The following is a 17,778-nucleotide window of genomic DNA, read 5'->3' as shown; positions in this document are numbered from 1 at the left end:
AGTCGAACGCCATGAATGAAGAAATGGGAACCGGAGATCTCATCATCGGGATTGTGGCGGCCATCGGGGTCGTGATCTTAGTGGTGGTCTTTATCGTGGTCGTGAAAAATGTTCTTTTAAAGAAAGACAGCGATCTCCAATAACCAAATAGGTGGGACATGTTTAGCGGAATAGTTGAAGAAATCGGTGCGATTCAGGGAATAAATAAAAGTTTAGCGGGTGCAAAGTTTTTCATTTTGGCTTCGGTGACTTTAGAAGATCTCAAACTGGGAGATAGTATTAGTGTGGCCGGTGCCTGCTTGACGGCCAGCCAGGTGAGTGACACGGGTTTTTCGGTGGATGTGTCCACCGAAACATTGAACTGCACAACGTTAGGAACCATTACTGTCGGGACACCGGTCAATTTGGAGCGTGCCATGACACTCAACGCCCGAATAGGGGGGCATCTGGTCACAGGCCATATCGATGGCATTGGTCTTTTGCGTGCCCGGCAGCAGGATGGAAATTCAATTCAACTCACCATTGAAGCTCCAGAGGAAATTATCCGGTATTGTGTGCCGAAAGGCTCAATTACTGTGGATGGAATTAGTTTGACCATCAATGCGGTGTCGAATCGTTCTATTGCCGTGGCCATCATTCCGCATACCGCCAAAGTGACGACCATGGGCCTGAAGCAAATAGGGGACACGGTCAATTTGGAATCCGACTTAATTGGAAAGTATGTTGAACGCTTGTTGCAATCAAGCGGAGCTCTCTCGCCAAAACCCGCCACAGTGATCGATCGAGATTATCTTGAAAAACGAGGCCTGCTATAGTTTTTTTTACATTCCATGTCACAACATTTTCCTTCAAAAACCAAACATCCTCTATGGCGATTATTTGCGGTCGTCACGCTCTTTGTAATCATCATTCCCGCAACGTTATGGGGTATCGTGCAACTCTATGAAATCATTTGCGCCTGGTGTGGTTGCTGTAGTGGCATCGATCGTCCGCGAACCAGGTAGATTCCCGCTCCGGCATTTACTGCCATCATCTATGAATGAGGAGAACGGGTTTTTCTCCTTATGTATTCAAGCAAATTATACAACCCCAAAGATTTTTTCCTAACCCTTATCCTGGCTGGTGGGGTTTTCACGTTTGATCTTCTGCTCCCGCGAGGATTTGCGGAAGAAATGTTGTATGCAGGGGTGGTGTTTTTTGCGACACAACGTTTGCCACGAAGGATGGTCTATGTTGTGGCCATTGGATGCACCGCTCTCACGATCATAGGCTTTGCCCTGACATTTTTCACCTCGGATGGGGCACCATCCTCCTTGAGTTGGCCATTCCGGTTTCCCATCATCAACAGGGCTTTTTGTATCGCCGGTATTTGGGGCATTACCCTGTTGGCGCTCCAACGAAGGCGGGCGATGGAAGCTCTTCGAACGAGTGAGGATCGATTTGGTTTGGTCGCCGAAAGTATCAAGGATTATGGAATTGTGATGCTGGATCCGGAAGGGAACGTCGCCAGTTGGAATGCCGGTGCGGCACATATTTTCGGCTATTCCACTGAAGAGGTTCTGGGGCGGCCTCATAGACTGTTATATGCACCCTTTGCCATTGACTCAGGCGAACCAACCAATTTCCTGACTGAGGCGAGAGTTTCGGGGAGTGTCATAAAGGAGGAATGGCTGGTCCGCAAAAACGGGTCCAGGTTTTGGGGACATGTGGGCATCACCGTCTTACGTGACGAACATGATCAACTTCATGGGTTTGCCGCGGTGATGGGGGATCTCACCAAGCGAAAGCAGGAAGAAGATGTGATTCGAGCTCTGCTTCGTCTAAGTGAAAAATTGAATTCCACTTTTGTGCTGGAAACACTCCTGGACGAATTGGTGACAGAAGCCATTCAACTGGTCCAGGCCCATGCTGGGTTTGCCGGTTTGGCCTCCGGGGAAATGTTGACATGTGAAAAATATATTCAAGGTCGGACAATAAAACTCTGTCATCGTTCCTGGTCTGCGGGGCAGGGATTACCCGGCTGGCTGCTCCTGCATAAGACTGCCTATCTTACGAATCACGCGCAGGAGGACCGCCAGATGGAGCAGGATTTTCGTCAGGCCTTTGATATTCATTCCGCCTTAAGCATTCCGATTCTCGATGCCAAGGATACTCTTTTGGGATGTATTGAAGTTCATAACAAAGAGAAGGCCAATGGCTTCACGCATGTTGATCAGCAAACCATGATTGGAGTTTCGCAGGTGGCCTCTATTGCCATTCAGAATGCCTTGGCTTACCAAAAACTTCAAGACGCTGAGGCGCTTCATAGCCATCTGTTGGACAAAATCATGACGGCTCAAGAAGACGAGCGGCGCCGAATCAGTCGGGAGTTACATGATGAAATTGGCCAATCTCTGACTTCTCTTTTGGTTGGACTTCGTGCGGCTGAGGATGAGGCACGCTCAGATGGAATGGGAGCACGGGTGAATGATCTTCGAAAGATTACGAGTACCACACTTCAAGAGGTTCAGCGACTGGCAAAAGGTCTTCGTCCAACCGTACTGGATGACTTTGGACTAGAGGAAGCCATCGCCCGGTATGGAGCCGAATTTAGTTCGACCTATGGAATAGAGGTGGATGTGGCGCAAAACTGGCAAAGTAAGGACCGACTTGCTCCCGCAGTGGAGACCGCGTTGTATCGAATTGTTCAGGAAGCGCTGACAAATGTCGGCAAATATGCCAAGGCCACCACCGTGTCAATACTTCTACAGCAAAATCCGGCACAGATTCGACTTATTGTGGAAGATAATGGTCAGGGATTTGACGCGCAGGCGGTTGTTCAGAAGGCTGCGGCAGGTGCGCATCTTGGCCTGCACGGGATGCGGGAGCGAACTCTGTTGCTCAATGGTTCGATTTCCATTGAATCATCTGCCGGAACCGGAACCTCCATTTATGTCAATATTCCTCTGAAAAAGTTTAACGACCAGGAAACTTAGGATCGTTGATCACGCGGCACTCCGACCTGATCACCCCCTCTCATGGGTAAGCAGATATAGAAATTGCACGAAAGCCGAAGAAGCGGATATCATATTAATGGATCTGAACAAATATGATCATGTGCTCTTTGCTATTCATCGGAAAGCCGCGTATAAGTTGGTCGTCCGGACACGTATTCATTCTCGGATGTTCCCTACGGGAATGATCAAGCTTGTCGGGGATGGCTTGAGTCAGTCGATGTCATTAATAGACTGAGTTGGCCTAAATCTCAAAAATGAGTGAAACGTTCATAACGATAACATTCACCGATCTCATTATAGTCCTCTCATCCGCTTATCCTACCTGAATTTCGGTTCATTTCCGTTTCCCGTTTATTTTAAAGCGAACCGCAATCGATCCGGGAGCGTCATTCGGTTGATCCTGTGAGATCATTTACGGTGGTTCTTCAACTGGAGAGAATCCGGAGAAAAATCGAGCTTGACGATGACCCCGCAATGCCCGGTTATGAATTGGCTGCAGGAGGGATATTCCCGGGCATACCGAATTGCCTCACGGTTTAAGGGTTTTTAATAGTGTTCTTTAATGAGCGGGCTTGGTACAAAAACTTGTAGCGAATGCAAATCGGGATAAGTCAAAGGGATTCCATGGATCGGGTCGGAAAATCAAGAATTCCTGTGGCCTTTACCTTTATGAGATTAGTAAGGAGTCATTAGTCGAAGCCCTTCGGATCATGGGCAAGAGTAGGCCATAGGGTAGGAGAGGTGCACTTCCAGGGATGTTTCTCCAATCTGCTGTGACTGGGATCATTGTTGGAGCCAGGCAACGGATCAAATTGAGAAGAGATGATCCATTCGCGAATTTCGAGTGAATGGGCCAGACCTCAACGATCCGAGTGGGTTAGCCAGGCAATCTATCTATCCACAGGAGAGGACAGGGGTCTTTATGCATTCAGTCTCGGGTCCTTGCTCATCAAAATATTTCTACCAAAAACGAAAGCGCCTTACGCAGATGAAAAATTCGATGGTGAAACTATGAGTACAAAGACATTCACTGACGTACTCGGGGCCTTGGGACAACCCAAAGAAAAATTTTCTACTCCACGATTGAGTTCTTCTTCTCGCTTGAAAGCACTTCGAAAGGCGGGAACCTCGCATATCTATGCGGATACCGCTGACTTCCATGAATTACAGGATCTAGTGGCAATGGGAGAAAATGCCATTATGGAGGAAGTGGATGGAAATACCGTCAATCAACCCTTGGTCAAAAAAGTCATTGCGGCCTATCTTGATGAGGGAGATTCGGTGGGTTGGATGGAAAAGTTACGGTCGTTTCGAAAAGGCCTTCCGCGTCAAGATCTATTCCCCATGTTATACGCCATTGTCTGTGGTCGGATCGGCAATAATTTTTCCGGAATGTTTGGCAGCGGACGGGCCTGGGAAGTCAGTCTCCAGCTTCACATGAAACTCATGGAAGATCCTACGACGGCAAAACAGATAGGGCGTGACTTGCGGAAGATGGTTCCGAGTGCGTTGGTGAAAATTCCATTTACACCTCATTTGCCCTCATGTCTTTTTGTGGCCAGGGATCTTGAGCAAGAGGGCATCCCCGTAAACTTTACCTCCACATTTTCCGCACGGCAGGGCGTAATGGGCGCATTGCTGGCCAATATCACTCGGACCAATATCTTTATGGGGCGATTGGATCAGGGTTTGGAGACCGATTATTTGGGAGCGCATGTCAGTTTGGAGACACAACGACATTTGCTTAACCTGCGGAAAAACGTAGGAATTAAAACCCAGTTGATTGTGGCCAGTATGCGTCAGGGAAAAAGTTTTTTGGAAACGGCCGGTTGTGATGTGTATACCGCTCCCTGCAAAGTCATTCAAGAATTTCTGGACCTGCCTGAGGTGCCGCAGGAGATTCCCTCCCAAGTCAACACCTCATATGAAGACCGGCTCGGAATTCCCCCAGCGATTTCGGCCAAACTGACAAATGAGTGTATTGCCCGCCTCTATCGTGTGGAACCGGAGTTGCGGGAATTTTTGCTCGAATATCGAGCCACGAAGGAATATGCACAGCTTCAAGATGCTGATGCACTGGTCAAGCGATTCGACCAGGCAGGTTTCAAGGACCTCTTTTATGCGCCGGCCCCTGGAGAATGGGAAGAAATCCGGCGCAGTAAAATTCCCGATCCTGCTGCCCCGCTCACCAGGCAGCTTCCTCTCGATACCTTATATACGCTGATGGCCGATGCTGATTTTGAAAAACATCAGGCGGAAATGGATCAAGCCATTGAGGAATATATGTCCCGATGACCCGCGATGAGAACAGGAGATGGCGTTCCGAAGCATCATTGATAATGGAGAAGAGGATATGTTGTGGGAATGGTCACGAAGAGGATTACTTTTTGTGATCGGTGTTGTCGTGGGATGGTGGTTGAGGAGTTGGTTTGCAGGGGGACTCCCCACGACATATTTTTGAAGCAGAGAAAGGGGCATGTGGCACAAGGCCGATAGCCAGTTGTTCCGCCTTTCACAATCGAGGACAGGTTTAGGTTCCATTTATGAAGATGGGCCGGATGATCAACATATGGAGCCAGAGAATGCAGTTTTGCGTCGGATGTTAATTCTTCCGTAGAAAAAGGGGCAGGGTTTAACAGAAACGGAGGGCAGCATGTCTGATCAGGATCATGTCTATAAAACAATTGAAATCACAGGAACTTCCACCACCACAGAAGAACACGCTATTCAACATGCTGTGGCGAAAGCCTCACAGTCCATTCGTCATATGCGATGGTTTCAGGTTGTTGAAACCAGGGGGGCCATTGAAGAAGGAAAGGTGTCGCAATGGCAGGTGACGTTAAAAATTGCTTTTACGTTGGAACCTTCAGCGGAAAAATAACATTGATTGCAGAGGGAAGGAATCAAACGCCATGGATGTTCCTTTGGAAATTACCTATAGAAATGTGGAAAAAACAGAGGCGCTGGATGCCCTTATCCGAAAAAAAGTGGAAAACCTGGAGAAGGTGTGTTCTTACCTCAACAGCTGCCGGATTGCCGTAGAAAAATCTCAGCATGATCGTGCGGGAAATCCCTATCGGGTGCGCATTAACATGACGGTCCCTCCGGGTCATGAGCTGGCGGTCACGCGCAATCCCGGAGAAGGCGATTTGTCGGAATTACCTCAGGTGATTCGTAAGGCCTTTGAAGCGGCACGACGGCAATTGAAGACACTGGTCGCAAAACAGCGCGGGGCAGTGAAAACCCACCCTGAACAGGAATCGGTCGGCTATGTCACGAAATTATTTGCGGAAGGAGGCTATGGCTTTCTTCAGCGACCGGATGGACAGGAAATTTATTTTCATCAGCATAGCGTATTGCAGGGTGATTTTGCCCGATTGGAAATTGGCACAGGGGTGAGGTTTGTCGAAGAAAAGGGGGAAGAAGGCCCTCAAGCCAGTACGGTTCAAATTGTCGATAAACCGGGTGTGCGTGCCGGCAGTGCCCAGGAGGAACCCAGGACGCAGGAACGGGAAGAAAACCAGGAATTGGAGGCGGGATAGTGTTAGCTGGGATCGGCACAGGGTTGCTGCCTGTGGACTAAACGTGTTGGGGCGCCTGCCACTTCCAGATTGGGCCGAAATTAAATTAAGCCGTCTCAAGTCGTAAAATTTTCAGAATTCCATCCACCTTCATCGGAACCATGAGGAACTTCTCCCATTCTGGCGGCAATTGGAAAATCTTTCCCGCCTGAATCCTCAATATCTGCAATCAACTATGCAAATGGGAGAGTGAGAAATTTCCTGCTTTGGGAAGTAACTTCGCTCCAGGGATTTTTCAGATGTTCTGACGCTCTTATCGAGATATTCTGTGAGAAGGAGGGCAGATCATGATCTTTCCTGATGTGCTATTCGCTTTTGTCATAGGGTTGATTTTTACAGCGATTTTTGCCTTTGGTTTCGGTCGGCGAGGCCCTTGGGCAAGCGTTCCGATTTTTTTTCTTTTGGTGTTTCTGGCAGCATGGGTGGGAGGAGCCTGGGCGGCACCGGCCGGGCCGCCATTATGGGGAGGATATTGGTTGCCGTTTGCCTTTATGGGATTTCTCATTTCCTTGATTCTGGTAGCGGCGGCACCCGCCCCCCGATCAACGGTGGAATTAAAAGATACTGCGGCTGAACGCCAGGATGAACGTAAAGCGGAGACAGCTTTTGAAATTTTCTTTTGGGTATTGTTGATGACGATGTTCATCGCCATCATCATCAGGTATGTGGGTGAGTTCTTCTGACGGAATTTTAAGATGCTGGCTTGATTTTTTGAGTAATGATGGATCATTGAATCAATTGGTAGGTGTAACGGTTCATGATTGTGGCTTTATGGACTCCGATGGTCGTCGCCATTTGGGGTGATTCTGGCCCGTTTTGCTCGAGGGCATGAGTTTGAATCGTTGTACATGTGTCAGCTGCGTATAGCCGCTCATGTGTGCTCCTCTTACTTTGCCCGGTGAGGCAAGGCCACGATGCTCTCGCGGCTTCCCCCGCAACCAAGAGTTTACATTGCACTGAGAAGTTGAATCCAAGGCCGAGTAAACTGAACAGTAGTGCATTGATCATCCGTCCCTTGAAGGGCAATGATAGGTCGAAATTCGGTTAGGAAAAGTTTATGCCTGAATTGCCGGATGTGGAAGTGTTTAAACATTTTGTGGATGATACTTCTCTGCACCAACGCATTGCCCGCAGTGCGATCCTTCATCCCAAAATCGTCCGGTCGATGCCGGGGAAAAAATTAACTCAACTCCTCAAAGGTCGGAAGCTGGAGAACACCCACCGCCACGGCAAAGTGCTGTTTATCGAGCTGGATGCTGCTAAAGGCTGGCTGTGGTTTCATTTCGGCATGACCGGATACTTCACCTCCGGGAAAAAACAGGATCCGGAGCCGGAGAACCACATTCGCTTTATACTCAAATTCACGACTGGATGCCTGTTACGTTTTCATTGCTCGCGGTTATTCGGTCAGGCGGGATGGGCGGCTGATGTCGAAGATTATCTTCTACGCCATAAGCTGGGACCTGACGCGCTGGCCATGTCCCAAAAGGAATTTATTCAACGATGTCAGAATACACCCGGCGGGGTGAAAGCCGCGCTGATGAACCAGTCTCTTATAGCCGGAATCGGCAATGTGTATTCCGATGAAATCCTCTTTAAAAGCCGTCTTCATCCTCAGCATTCCATGAAATCTTTAGATACCGCCACCTTGCGTCGTCTCTACCGGAACCTGCGGTCGGTGCTCATGCGGGCTATAAAATATCACGCCGATCCTCAAAAGATGCCGGATTCATGGCTCCTCCACCATCGACATGCGAAAGCAACCTGTCCCCGCTGCGGAGGAAGAATAACCCGGATGACGGTTCACCAGCGGTCCGCGTATTTTTGTCAGTCATGCCAGCGTAAAAGGGCATGATGTCTATCTCACGGGTTTTTCGGGGACCATATACTTTGTTTGGCTACACCATGTGGAGAAACATCTCGCCGGGGACGGCAGCCGAGACATTGCAGGAAAGTGAAAATATGAAAAACCACTCAGGCAGGCTCGTGAGTCAGAGACTGAACATTCTCCCTGTCCTCATTGTTCAGGAATTAAGGAACTACGGGATGTGTCGGTTGGCAGGCAGGAATTTCCATACTTTCCCCCAAGAAAGGCATGAACGATGAGTAAATGGGAATATCAAATGACGCGCATCGATCTCAGGCCCGAGCATTACACAGACGTGAGGACCACCTTAAATGATTTCGGAGAAGACCAATGGGAAGTGGTAGGCCTTATTCCCATTATCGGGGAACAACATCGGATCCACGTGCTGCTCAAGAGACCGAAAACCTGAATGAACAGCCACAAAAGCCAATCGTCTTGAGAAACCTGCGGAGATTTGTATTGAAGATTCCTGCCATTCCAAGGGTATTACCCCACAAAGCTGTTCCCGAAATGGAATCAGGTGCAACCTGCTAGGTAAAGTAGGCCGAAAAGACGAAGGTTTGAATAACGGTCGCAAACGCCATTTCCGACCCAATCATACAAAGCCCAGGCCCAAAGCCCGGCCTTGGTTGTGTGAGGCGACGGTGATGGGGGGTGTGAAAGTCGGGGGTAAGGAGTGTTCACAGGTAAAACGGATGGGTTGCCTGTTGTGATGGCCGGATACCTCTGCAGGCGTAGTGATGAATGCGAAGGGTCTGGTAGTTTGGATTCCGTCTCATGAACTGTTTCGCGAGAGTGCCACTAGTTCCTGGTGAAGTCCGTCGGCGATTTTTTGGTGCGGCTGATCTCCTTTTCCCTTTTCCTTCACCTTCTGAACCGAAAGCGGTGTTCCGAATGACACAGAAATTTTCCCTGGACGCGGAAACCACCGGTGAACCGGCCAGGCGTCATAGGTGCCCGCGATCCAGACCGGGACCACCGGCACTTGATGCTGCTCCAAGATCAATCCAATGCCGGATTGAAACGGCTGCAGCCGGCCGTCAGCAGACCGCCTCCCTTCCGGGAACCAGCCAAGGCAATGCCCCTCCTTTAATGTGGCCAATCCCATGGCCGCATTGGAAAGCGGACCTTTTTGAGGGTTGATAGGCACGACATGAGTGAACCGGCTGATCCGCCGCATCAGCATGTTCCGGAACATCACCTCTGTCCAGCCTGCCCAGTACATATTGGCGAGTCGTTGTGGCGTGAGAACGGCATGAAGGGCCAGAGGATCCAGCAAACTGACATGATTGGCGATGAGCATGAACTGCTCCTCGGGGAGCCGGTCCGTCCCCCGGGCTGTGACCTGATAGACCATCCGCATCAACCCACGATTCAGTCCCCACAGAATCCGGAAAACAAACTGCCCGAAGGTGCCAAGCGGAGTCATCCAGGCGCGCTGATGTTCATCCAACAAGGCATAAGGATCCTGCAGTTGCTGGAGGAGATTTCCGCCGTGACCGCCAGTCTCTGCTTCCGCCATGGCCTGTAAAAAATCACGGACGGTCTGGATGCGGCCGATCGTGTCCTGGTCCATCTCTACGCCGGTTCCTTCCTGAATTTCCAGGGAAAGATTCACCCATTCCAATGAATCCACACCAAGATCCATTTGTATATGTGAATCAGGCGTGAGCCGGGCCGTGTGAAAACGGGAAGCCAGCCAATCCCAGGCCTGTCTGGCTTGCGAGTCGGCTAGCAGTTGCTGGTCTTCTGAGGACATCTGATAAACAGGCATGGGGCCGTGTTGTTCCGCCTTGACCACACCTTTCCCCTGTTTCGCCTGGTCGTACAGCGTCGCCAGCTTATGTCGCCGGAGTTTTCCCAGGCGGGTCCGGGGAAGCGGCTCAAAACTGATCGCAAAATCGGTAAGCCGGTGGTGAGAAGGGAGCTGGCGCATGCGGTGATGAATGTCCTGTTCAATTTGTTTGGTCATCTTGGTTGGTTCATTGGTGGAGTGACCGTTCTTCGGCACTATTAACGCGACCAATTTGTCATCTTGATCGAGTACGGCGCTTTCCTGAATGGCTTCGATCTGATTCAATTCGTCTTCAATCGTGTCCGGACGGATATTTTCCCCTCCGGAAAGCACAATCATGGATGAAGACCGGCCGACCAGTTTGAGACAGGATCCTTTCCACTCTCCTAAATCTCCGGTACGAAAATAGCCGTCTTTGGTAAAAGATTGTTGTGTCTTTTCAGGCAAATTCCGGTATCCGGCAAAGACATTCGGTCCTTTGGCAAGAACTTCCCCGTGTTGGCTTTGAGATGAAGGTTCAGCCAGTTTCACATCGACACCGGAAAGCGGGCGTCCTGCCGTGTCTAAATCTCCCTCACCCGGCTTTTGCAAGGTCAGGATTGGAGATGTTTCCGTCAGTCCATATCCCGTTCCGACCCGCCAACCCAGGCCTTCAAGTTTCCACCCGGTCTCTGGAGGGAGGGCCGAGCCTCCGGATACCAGCGTGTGCAGACGGGGTGCCACCTCCCGGTGCAGGGATGAAAAGAAGAGTCGTCCGATACGTATTCCCAGTCGCCGCCGCAGAAAAGTCGATAGACCAAGGAGGATACGGAATCCTGTGGCCACCAGCTTTCCGCGTTGTACCACTTTATTTTCAATACCGGTGTATAAGGCTTCGTATAACCGCGGAATACCCAACATCACGGTCGGATTGCCTTTCCGGAGGGCTCTCAATAATTGCGGACCGGTCAGCGAATAAGGAAGGATCAGAGGAATCTTGGCGGCGAGCGCAACCAGCAATCCGATCGTAAAAGGATAGACATGATGAAAGGGCAACGGGACCAGAAGCCGATCATGGTGTTGAATGATGTCGAGAGATAACAACGCGTGAAGATTCGATGTCAGATTACGATGCGTGAGGGGCACGCCCTTCGGCCGGCCGGATGTGCCTGACGTATAGAACAATATGGCCGTATCGTCTGGTGAGACTTGTGAACCTGTCGTTTCTGAATCTACGATCAATCGCCGCCAGCTCTGTTGATGGCGTATGTCGGCATCCAGCAAAACAATATTCCGGTTCTTGTCGTGGTGTTGGTCCTGAAGGATCGACAGAATAGGCGACGTCGTAAAAATCCAGGATCCTTCTGAATCCGCCAGCACATGCGAGAGATCCTCTTTGCTCATTTGCGGGTCGACCGGAATGGGGATCCCGCCCGCGCGAATCAATCCGCAGACTGCGGCAATCCATTCCGGGCCATTGGGAGCGAGCAGAACGGCATGAGATCCCCTTGTGAGGCCGGCTTTCATCATTCCGGCGGCTAATCGCTCACTCGTTTCCCCCAGGTGCTGAAAAGACCAGGTCCCGCTTTCCTTTTTTATGAGGAATTCAATGGCAGGAGCATCCCCTCCCTCTTTAAGGGAGTGTATAAGAGTCATCAGATTATCCATAACTGCTCCGGCACCACGTCAGGCAGGAAATACGTCTACATTACCAAAGCCATGACCGGCGAAAACTGGCGGAAACCCTGGAAGAGACTCTCTTCCGGAAGGTTTATTCGTATTATGTAATAAAGGTTTATTCGTATTATGTAATAAATGTAGGCCTCTGCAGTCGAAAGAGAGAAATGCGGAATATATTTTTTGACTTCGTCGTTCACACGAACAGGATAAGATGAGGGAAATGGGGCGGTGATGGAGAGTGTGGATAAACCGTCTTCGGAAGGTCTTGGCGTACACAATGAGTTAAGGCCAACGTGCGTGCTGTCCGGATCAGACAACAGATGGAGACCGTAGACCTGAATGTATATGGTGTAGCTATTGCCCCTTCTGTATGGCGTTTACCTTGCTCCGGTGCCGACAAAAACAAGGGTTTAGCCTAGTAGGAAACCAGGAGTAGAGCCGGTATAAAAACATATGAATCCTCTATTATCAGCCGCCTAACAGGAACATCTTCTACCCCTGGTGAAGGGGAGGAGAATAATATTGTGCGAAAGGGGAGTTAAAAGAACGGAAAATCGAATGGCAATGTTGAAAAATTTTTATATACCTAAGGGCATACCCATCCGCTGAATTGTGAGGAGGTTATTTTTATGAACGGCTTCATTTCGATACAATATGTTCACCGATTTTTGCAGGAAAAGAGCACTGCGTCTTTTATGTGGTTACTGGGAGGAGTCTTGATTTTTTCCCAGTTGCCCGAACTCGGGACGGCAGCCGGCTCTTCACCATACCCCACCCATACTCTGTCCAACCAAACAATAGCCCAAGCTGTTGAACGTAAACTGCGTGCGGATGGGGTCATATCCATTGATCACATGAACATGATCGTACGGGAAGGAGTCGTGACCTTTAAAGGAACCGTCAATACCCTGTTGGCGAAGGAGCGCGCTGCAAGACTGGCGGAAACCGTCAAAGGTGTGCGGGCTGTCGTGAATCAACTTCAGGTTCATTCTTTCATCCCTTATACAGATTCGGAGGTGAAGCAACGGGTTATGGAGGAATTGAAGAGTAATTCCGCCCTAAATCCGGAAATGATTCAAGTGGCAGTGAAGGAAGGAGTGGTGACGTTGACTGGCCATGTGGAATCCTGGGATGGAAAATTTATCTTGGAAAAAATGATCAAACAGGTCAAAGGTGTGAAAGAGGTCGAAAATCATTTAGCATTTCTCAAAAATGAACCACGTTCCGATGCCGACATGAAACGGGACATAGTCAAACGATTTAGGTACGATGTGTGGATTCCGGCAGAGGCCATTGAAGTGAAGGTTGAGAATGGAAAGGTCGTCCTCACGGGAGTTGTCGGCAGCGCCATGGCCAAGAGAAAGGCTGTTTTTCATGCTTGGGGGACAGGAGTCAAAGAGGTGGAAACGAAAGATTTGGTGATTGATCCGGAGCTTTCTGAAACTATGTCACGGACGAAAACCATCAACCTTTCTCCAGAAAAAATTCGGGAGGCTCTTATCAATGCCTTCTCCTATGATCCGCGGGTCGGTCAGGCGCCGGAGGTGGAAGTGAAAGACGGTGTTGTCACGTTACGTGGGCCAATCAATAGTCTACAGGCTAAACGTGCCGCGGAAGAGGATGCGTTGAACACAGTGGGCGTGAGGAATGTGCAGAATGTTTTAAAAGTTCAACCGCCGGATGGCATGTCGGATGGGGAAATCGGCAATTCTATCCGCAAAGCCTGGGAGCGAAATCCCTACCTGACCCGATTGGGCATGGATGTCACCGTTTTCGATGGAACCGCTTATTTAGCGGGAACAGTCGGATCAAATTTTGAGAAAGATCAGGCCGAGGAGGCGGCTGCCAGTGTTCAAGGCGTGACTGAAATTATCAACCGCCTACAAGTGAATGCGCCATGGGTAGGAAAACAGGACTCGGAAATCCGTGAAGATGTTAAAGAACAATTATGGTGGAGCCCGTTTGTGGATAGCGATAGCATTACTGTCTCGGTTGACCAGGGAGTGGTCACATTAGAAGGTACGGTTGGGAGCTGGCAGGAATGGCGCATCGCGAGTGAAAACGCTGTGGAAGGAGGAGCGCGAAGTGTGCGTAACAATTTAGCGGTGGACAATGCTGATCGGGAGGATGAGGACGTTAAGGCACGTAAACAAAGGGCCGGTTAAGATGTTTTTTCTCATGCACCTGACAAGGCGGAGAAGTCAATGAATAAAATGTTTAAGTGTTTAAGAATGTTCAAGTGCTTAAGAAGGTGATCCTTCAATATAACCATCTTCACATTTCAGACTATCGATTGATTCTCCAGAAGTTATCTGGACCAACCGTAAGCCCGCCTTAAATCGTTTGTAAAATATTACACGTCTCTGCAATTCTTGAAAAGACTGGGTCCCGCTTTCCTTTATTGTCAGAGATGCAATTGTAGGGGCATCCCCCTCATCGGATTATCCATAACTGCTCCGGCACACCCGCGGGAGTCAATAAAACATCTTACTAATAGGTTGAACCGATAAGAATGGCAGGAGCCTTGTGGAGAGTTCCTTTTCCCAATCCCCAATAATTTTGAGGTTTTCAGCCTCTGTCGAATAGCAGTGGAATAAATGTTTCTTGTGGAAATACCAATTTGGTTTTCAGATGTTTGTCCATTGCCTCATTTGGTCATTTAGTTCAGACCTTTTTGTATATGTCAGGATTTCCTCTAGGACGATTTTCATTCCATTTGATGGTGCGACGGAGGCGGCGGCTCAACGACATGATGTCTAAAGGGAAATCTTAGACGGCAGGTGGTGACGGGAAACGACCCCTTTATATCCAGGAATGGTTAGGAAGCATATCGTGCGTTTGTCGGTACAGGATCCATGTTGCAACACATGTTGGACCGTGAGGTGGAAAGTGAGAGCGGCTACTTGTACCGGTATGCGGAATTTAAAAGAGAGAGGGAAGAGTCCCGCACTGGGGCAACGGTTAAGCCATAAAATTTAATGGACAGGGGTTTGACGTCAAGGAGATAATTTTGAAGGCGGTGGTGAATGACCTCTGATTTTGCATAGGATGCAGGCAACTATGCTGCTGCTAATGATTCGAATTCGATGGAATCGTCTTCAGTCCTGGCTCCACCATTCATGGCAGCATTATATTTAAAAAATCGTCTCATGAAAATTCGGATTTTTATCGTCGATGATCATGCAGTTCTCCGGTCCGGGTTACGTCTCTTGATTAATGGGCAATCGGATATGGAAGTCGTTGGTGAATCCGGAGGCGCCCCTTCCGCCCTTGAGGCGGTTCAAGAGCTGTTGCCTCATGTCATCTTGATGGACCTGGCCATGCAAGGTCATATGCATATTGACACAATCGGCGAACTGAAAAAATGCTGTCCTTCCGGAAATATCCTTGTTCTGACCATGCACACCGAAAGCGGCTACGTTCGCGGGTCATTAGCTGCCGGTGCTGCGGGGTATGTTGTCAAGAGTGCGGCTGACACCGAATTATTGACAGCCATCCGTACCGTTGCCCAAGGAAAGACCTTTGTGGATTGGACTGTAGGGAAAGGGGTGGGACAGGATCTCCCCGCTGCCCCCAGGAAGAGGCTTGCCGACAGGGCCCCTGGATTGCTGGGAGAACTCAGTCCGAGAGAGCGTGAGATTTTCGGTCTGGTCGCACAAGGGTTTACTAATCAGCACATTGCTGAACAATTGGGAATTAGTGTCAAATCGGTTGAAACGTATCGTGCAAGGGTTATGGAAAAACTCGGTCTTCGTAGTCGTGCCGACCTTGTGCAGTTTGCTCTGAGCTGTGGTGTGCTGACGTCCGGAAATTCTCTCTGAACTCCCTCCTTTTTCCCCGATTGAGCAATGTTCCCATCACTCTCGTATGGTCTTGTCAGGTTTTCCCCTCTGCCATTTCATCCGTATTTCCGTTACTTTATGCTGCAAGAGAACAAAACTCAATCTCATAATTTTTTTCTTCCATTTTCGCCAATATTTCTTTAAGCAACAGGCACGGTGAAGGCTAACCTCATGCAAAGACAATGGGTAGTTACTTCTCCGTTCCATCGGATCAATAAAACACGGCGGCAGGCAGGTGCCTGATTTGTCAAAAATCATAGTGTCGAAAAATTTTATTCATAGAGGAGTAAGAGAGACGATGCCCATGATTCATGGACTGCATTTCAATAATTTTCGAGGAGATATCTACGGTGGCGTGGTGGCGGCTGTGGTCGCACTACCATTAGCCCTCGCTTTTGGGGTGGCCTCAGGGGCCGGTGCAATTGCCGGACTCTATGGCGCCATCCTTGTCGGATTGTTCGCATCCATATTCGGAGGGACCCCTGCGCAATGTTCCGGCCCCACCGGTCCCATGACGGTTGTGATGGCTGGCATTCTGGTTCAATTCTCTGACAATCCAGCCCTCGCTTTTACAGTGGTGATCATGGGTGGGGGGTTACAAATTTTGTTCGGATTGCTGGGATTCGGGCATTATATTGCCCTTGTTCCCTATCCGGTGATTTCAGGGTTCATGAGCGGGATTGGATGCATTATTCTTATTTTGCAGGTTGGACCGCTTGTTGGATTCGAAGCCAAACCGGAAGGAATATATGCCAATCTGTTGGCCATTCCGGAATTTTTATCAAATCCTCTCCCCCAAGCAACCATTCTGGGGCTCCTGACTATTGCGATCATGTATCTGACACCAGTACGAATGAGTCAATTGATTCCTCCCCAACTTCTGGCCCTATGTGCAGGCACCCTGGGAGCCTATTTCTTTTTCCCTCACGCACCAGTGATTGGAAATGTTCCGGAAGGATTTCCATCTTTTATCATCCCTGATATGGAGACCAGTGTAATGCTTCTGATGGTAGAGGGGGCGGTAGTGTTGGCTCTCCTTGGAAGTATTGATAGTCTGCTCACCTCGTTGGTCTGTGACAACATGACCCGTACCCAACATGATTCGAATCAGGAATTGATTGGTCAGGGAGTTGGCAATATGATGGCCGGTCTCTTTGGCGGCCTTCCGGGAGCAGGCGCGACCATGCGGTCTGTGGCCAATATTCGGAGTGGTGGCCGAACGCCCATATCGGGGATCCTCATGTCATTGGTGTTATTGGCCACATTGCTGGGGCTGGGACCGTTAGCGGAAAAAATCCCTTTAGCCGTGTTGGCCGGGATTTTATTCAAGGTGGGGCTGGATATTATTGATTGGAGATTACTCCGACACCTGGTCAAGGCCCCACGAACCGATGTGCTGATTATGGGGGTGGTGCTGATCATTACGGTTCTTGTGGATTTAATCTCGGCTGTTGGCGTGGGAATCGTCCTGGCGAGTCTGTTATTTGTTAAGCGCATGGCCGAACTTGAATTAGCCAATTTACGGGTCATAAGTGAGCCGACACAGGAGATCCCGTTTCATCCTGAAGAAAAAGCCATTCTTGAACGCAACACCGGTCGGATTGTCCTGATTCATGTGGATGGTCCGATGAGTTTCGGTTCGGCAAAAACTATGGTGAGACGATTGGAGTCGCTAAAAGGCTTCAATACCTTTACCCATGTCGTTCTCGATTTGTCCGACGTTTCCGCCATTGACGGAACTGCCGCCCTTGCGGTTGAGGATATGCTCCGCATGGTTCAGGCACATCGCCAGAATCTATACTTTGTTGGAATTAAACCGGGAGTCCTTAAAGTTCTGGAAGGATTGGGAGTTTTGGATCACATTGGACCTGAACAACGGTACGACCTTCGATTGGATGCCTTGCGTCATGCCGATCAAGGACATAATTTTTCACCCACAGATGAACTCTCCGGTGCGCAACGGGCATGACCAACATATGCTGTGTTCCCCATCATGTTGACGGCTTGGACAGGGAAGGGGAGCCTTCGGGTTACCTGA

At 49.5% G+C, this 17,778-nt stretch carries 14 protein-coding genes; 13 read left to right on the top strand and 1 reads right to left on the bottom strand.

Annotated elements, in window-relative coordinates; all coding sequences use genetic code 11:
- Positions 1-11: 11 nt before the first annotated feature.
- From PQG83_RS05915 to PQG83_RS05870, 10 genes are all read left to right on the top strand, one after another.
- Positions 12-143, top strand: a complete 132-nt coding sequence (locus PQG83_RS05915) for a hypothetical protein (RefSeq protein ID WP_312747775.1) — start codon at positions 12-14, stop codon at positions 141-143.
- A 15-nt stretch (positions 144-158) separates the two neighbouring features.
- Entirely contained in the window at positions 159-815 is a 657-nt protein-coding gene (locus PQG83_RS05910) for a riboflavin synthase (RefSeq protein ID WP_312747774.1), read from the top strand.
- Positions 816-1,064: 249 nt separating this feature from the next.
- The gene (locus PQG83_RS05905) at positions 1,065-2,975 is read left to right on the top strand and encodes a sensor histidine kinase (protein ID WP_312747773.1); all 1,911 of its coding nucleotides are present in this window, start codon (positions 1,065-1,067) and stop codon (positions 2,973-2,975) included.
- A 97-nt stretch (positions 2,976-3,072) separates the two neighbouring features.
- Positions 3,073-3,231, top strand: coding sequence for a hypothetical protein (locus PQG83_RS05900; RefSeq protein ID WP_312747772.1), 159 nt, complete (start codon positions 3,073-3,075; stop codon positions 3,229-3,231).
- 776 nt (positions 3,232-4,007) lie between these two features.
- Positions 4,008-5,291 carry a transaldolase family protein gene (locus PQG83_RS05895; protein ID WP_312747771.1) on the top strand — a complete coding sequence of 428 codons (1,284 nt, stop codon included), beginning with the start codon at positions 4,008-4,010 and terminating at the stop codon, positions 5,289-5,291.
- A 358-nt stretch (positions 5,292-5,649) separates the two neighbouring features.
- A complete protein-coding gene (locus PQG83_RS05890; RefSeq protein ID WP_312747769.1) occupies positions 5,650-5,877 on the top strand; it encodes a dodecin in 228 nt (75 codons plus the stop codon).
- A 31-nt stretch (positions 5,878-5,908) separates the two neighbouring features.
- Complete coding sequence (locus PQG83_RS05885) at positions 5,909-6,538, top strand: HPF/RaiA family ribosome-associated protein (RefSeq protein ID WP_312747768.1); 630 nt, start codon at positions 5,909-5,911, stop codon at positions 6,536-6,538.
- A gap of 326 nt (positions 6,539-6,864) precedes the next feature.
- Complete coding sequence (locus PQG83_RS05880) at positions 6,865-7,260, top strand: hypothetical protein (protein WP_312747767.1); 396 nt, start codon at positions 6,865-6,867, stop codon at positions 7,258-7,260.
- 374 nt (positions 7,261-7,634) lie between these two features.
- Positions 7,635-8,432: an Fpg/Nei family DNA glycosylase gene (locus PQG83_RS05875; protein WP_312747765.1), complete on the top strand. Its 798-nt coding sequence runs from the start codon at positions 7,635-7,637 to the stop codon at positions 8,430-8,432.
- A 247-nt stretch (positions 8,433-8,679) separates the two neighbouring features.
- Positions 8,680-8,853 (top strand): hypothetical protein, encoded by a 174-nt coding sequence (locus PQG83_RS05870; protein ID WP_312747763.1) that lies wholly within the window; start codon positions 8,680-8,682, stop codon positions 8,851-8,853.
- Between the two features lie 366 nt (positions 8,854-9,219).
- Here the strand turns inward: PQG83_RS05870 and PQG83_RS05865 are convergent, their stop codons facing one another.
- Positions 9,220-11,874, bottom strand: a complete 2,655-nt coding sequence (locus tag PQG83_RS05865; RefSeq protein WP_312747762.1) for an AMP-binding protein — start codon at positions 11,872-11,874, stop codon at positions 9,220-9,222.
- Between the two features lie 653 nt (positions 11,875-12,527).
- Here PQG83_RS05865 and PQG83_RS05860 point away from each other — a divergent pair.
- The 3 genes from PQG83_RS05860 to PQG83_RS05850 all read left to right on the top strand — a co-directional run bounded on the left by PQG83_RS05860 (position 12,528) and on the right by PQG83_RS05850 (position 17,709).
- Positions 12,528-14,063 (top strand): BON domain-containing protein, encoded by a 1,536-nt coding sequence (locus PQG83_RS05860; RefSeq protein WP_312747760.1) that lies wholly within the window; start codon positions 12,528-12,530, stop codon positions 14,061-14,063.
- 921 nt (positions 14,064-14,984) lie between these two features.
- Entirely contained in the window at positions 14,985-15,719 is a 735-nt protein-coding gene (locus tag PQG83_RS05855) for a LuxR C-terminal-related transcriptional regulator (RefSeq protein WP_312747759.1), read from the top strand.
- A gap of 319 nt (positions 15,720-16,038) precedes the next feature.
- Complete coding sequence (locus PQG83_RS05850; protein WP_312747758.1) at positions 16,039-17,709, top strand: SulP family inorganic anion transporter; 1,671 nt, start codon at positions 16,039-16,041, stop codon at positions 17,707-17,709.
- Positions 17,710-17,778: the final 69 nt, after the last annotated feature.

This window comes from Candidatus Nitrospira neomarina (assembly GCF_032051675.1).
Lineage (GTDB): Bacteria > Nitrospirota > Nitrospiria > Nitrospirales > UBA8639 > Nitrospira_E > Nitrospira_E neomarina.
This window is presented reverse-complemented; position numbering and strand designations above follow the sequence as displayed.

Bases quoted from the DNA above. Each gene is read 5' to 3' on its own strand.
- PQG83_RS05900 (WP_312747772.1), top strand. From the start codon at position 3,073: ATGGATCTGAACAAATATGATCATGTGCTCTTTGCTATTCATCGGAAA.
- PQG83_RS05870 (WP_312747763.1), top strand. From the start codon at position 8,680: ATGAGTAAATGGGAATATCAAATGACGCGCATCGATCTCAGGCCCGAG.
- PQG83_RS05915 (WP_312747775.1), top strand. From the start codon at position 12: ATGAATGAAGAAATGGGAACCGGAGATCTCATCATCGGGATTGTGGCG.
- PQG83_RS05855 (WP_312747759.1), top strand. From the start codon at position 14,985: ATGGAATCGTCTTCAGTCCTGGCTCCACCATTCATGGCAGCATTATAT.
- PQG83_RS05905 (WP_312747773.1), top strand. From the start codon at position 1,065: ATGTATTCAAGCAAATTATACAACCCCAAAGATTTTTTCCTAACCCTT.
- PQG83_RS05875 (WP_312747765.1), top strand. From the start codon at position 7,635: ATGCCTGAATTGCCGGATGTGGAAGTGTTTAAACATTTTGTGGATGAT.
- PQG83_RS05850 (WP_312747758.1), top strand. From the start codon at position 16,039: ATGCCCATGATTCATGGACTGCATTTCAATAATTTTCGAGGAGATATC.
- PQG83_RS05885 (WP_312747768.1), top strand. From the start codon at position 5,909: ATGGATGTTCCTTTGGAAATTACCTATAGAAATGTGGAAAAAACAGAG.
- PQG83_RS05860 (WP_312747760.1), top strand. From the start codon at position 12,528: ATGAACGGCTTCATTTCGATACAATATGTTCACCGATTTTTGCAGGAA.
- PQG83_RS05880 (WP_312747767.1), top strand. From the start codon at position 6,865: ATGATCTTTCCTGATGTGCTATTCGCTTTTGTCATAGGGTTGATTTTT.
- PQG83_RS05865 (WP_312747762.1), bottom strand. From the start codon at position 11,874: ATGACTCTTATACACTCCCTTAAAGAGGGAGGGGATGCTCCTGCCATT.
- PQG83_RS05895 (WP_312747771.1), top strand. From the start codon at position 4,008: ATGAGTACAAAGACATTCACTGACGTACTCGGGGCCTTGGGACAACCC.
- PQG83_RS05910 (WP_312747774.1), top strand. From the start codon at position 159: ATGTTTAGCGGAATAGTTGAAGAAATCGGTGCGATTCAGGGAATAAAT.
- PQG83_RS05890 (WP_312747769.1), top strand. From the start codon at position 5,650: ATGTCTGATCAGGATCATGTCTATAAAACAATTGAAATCACAGGAACT.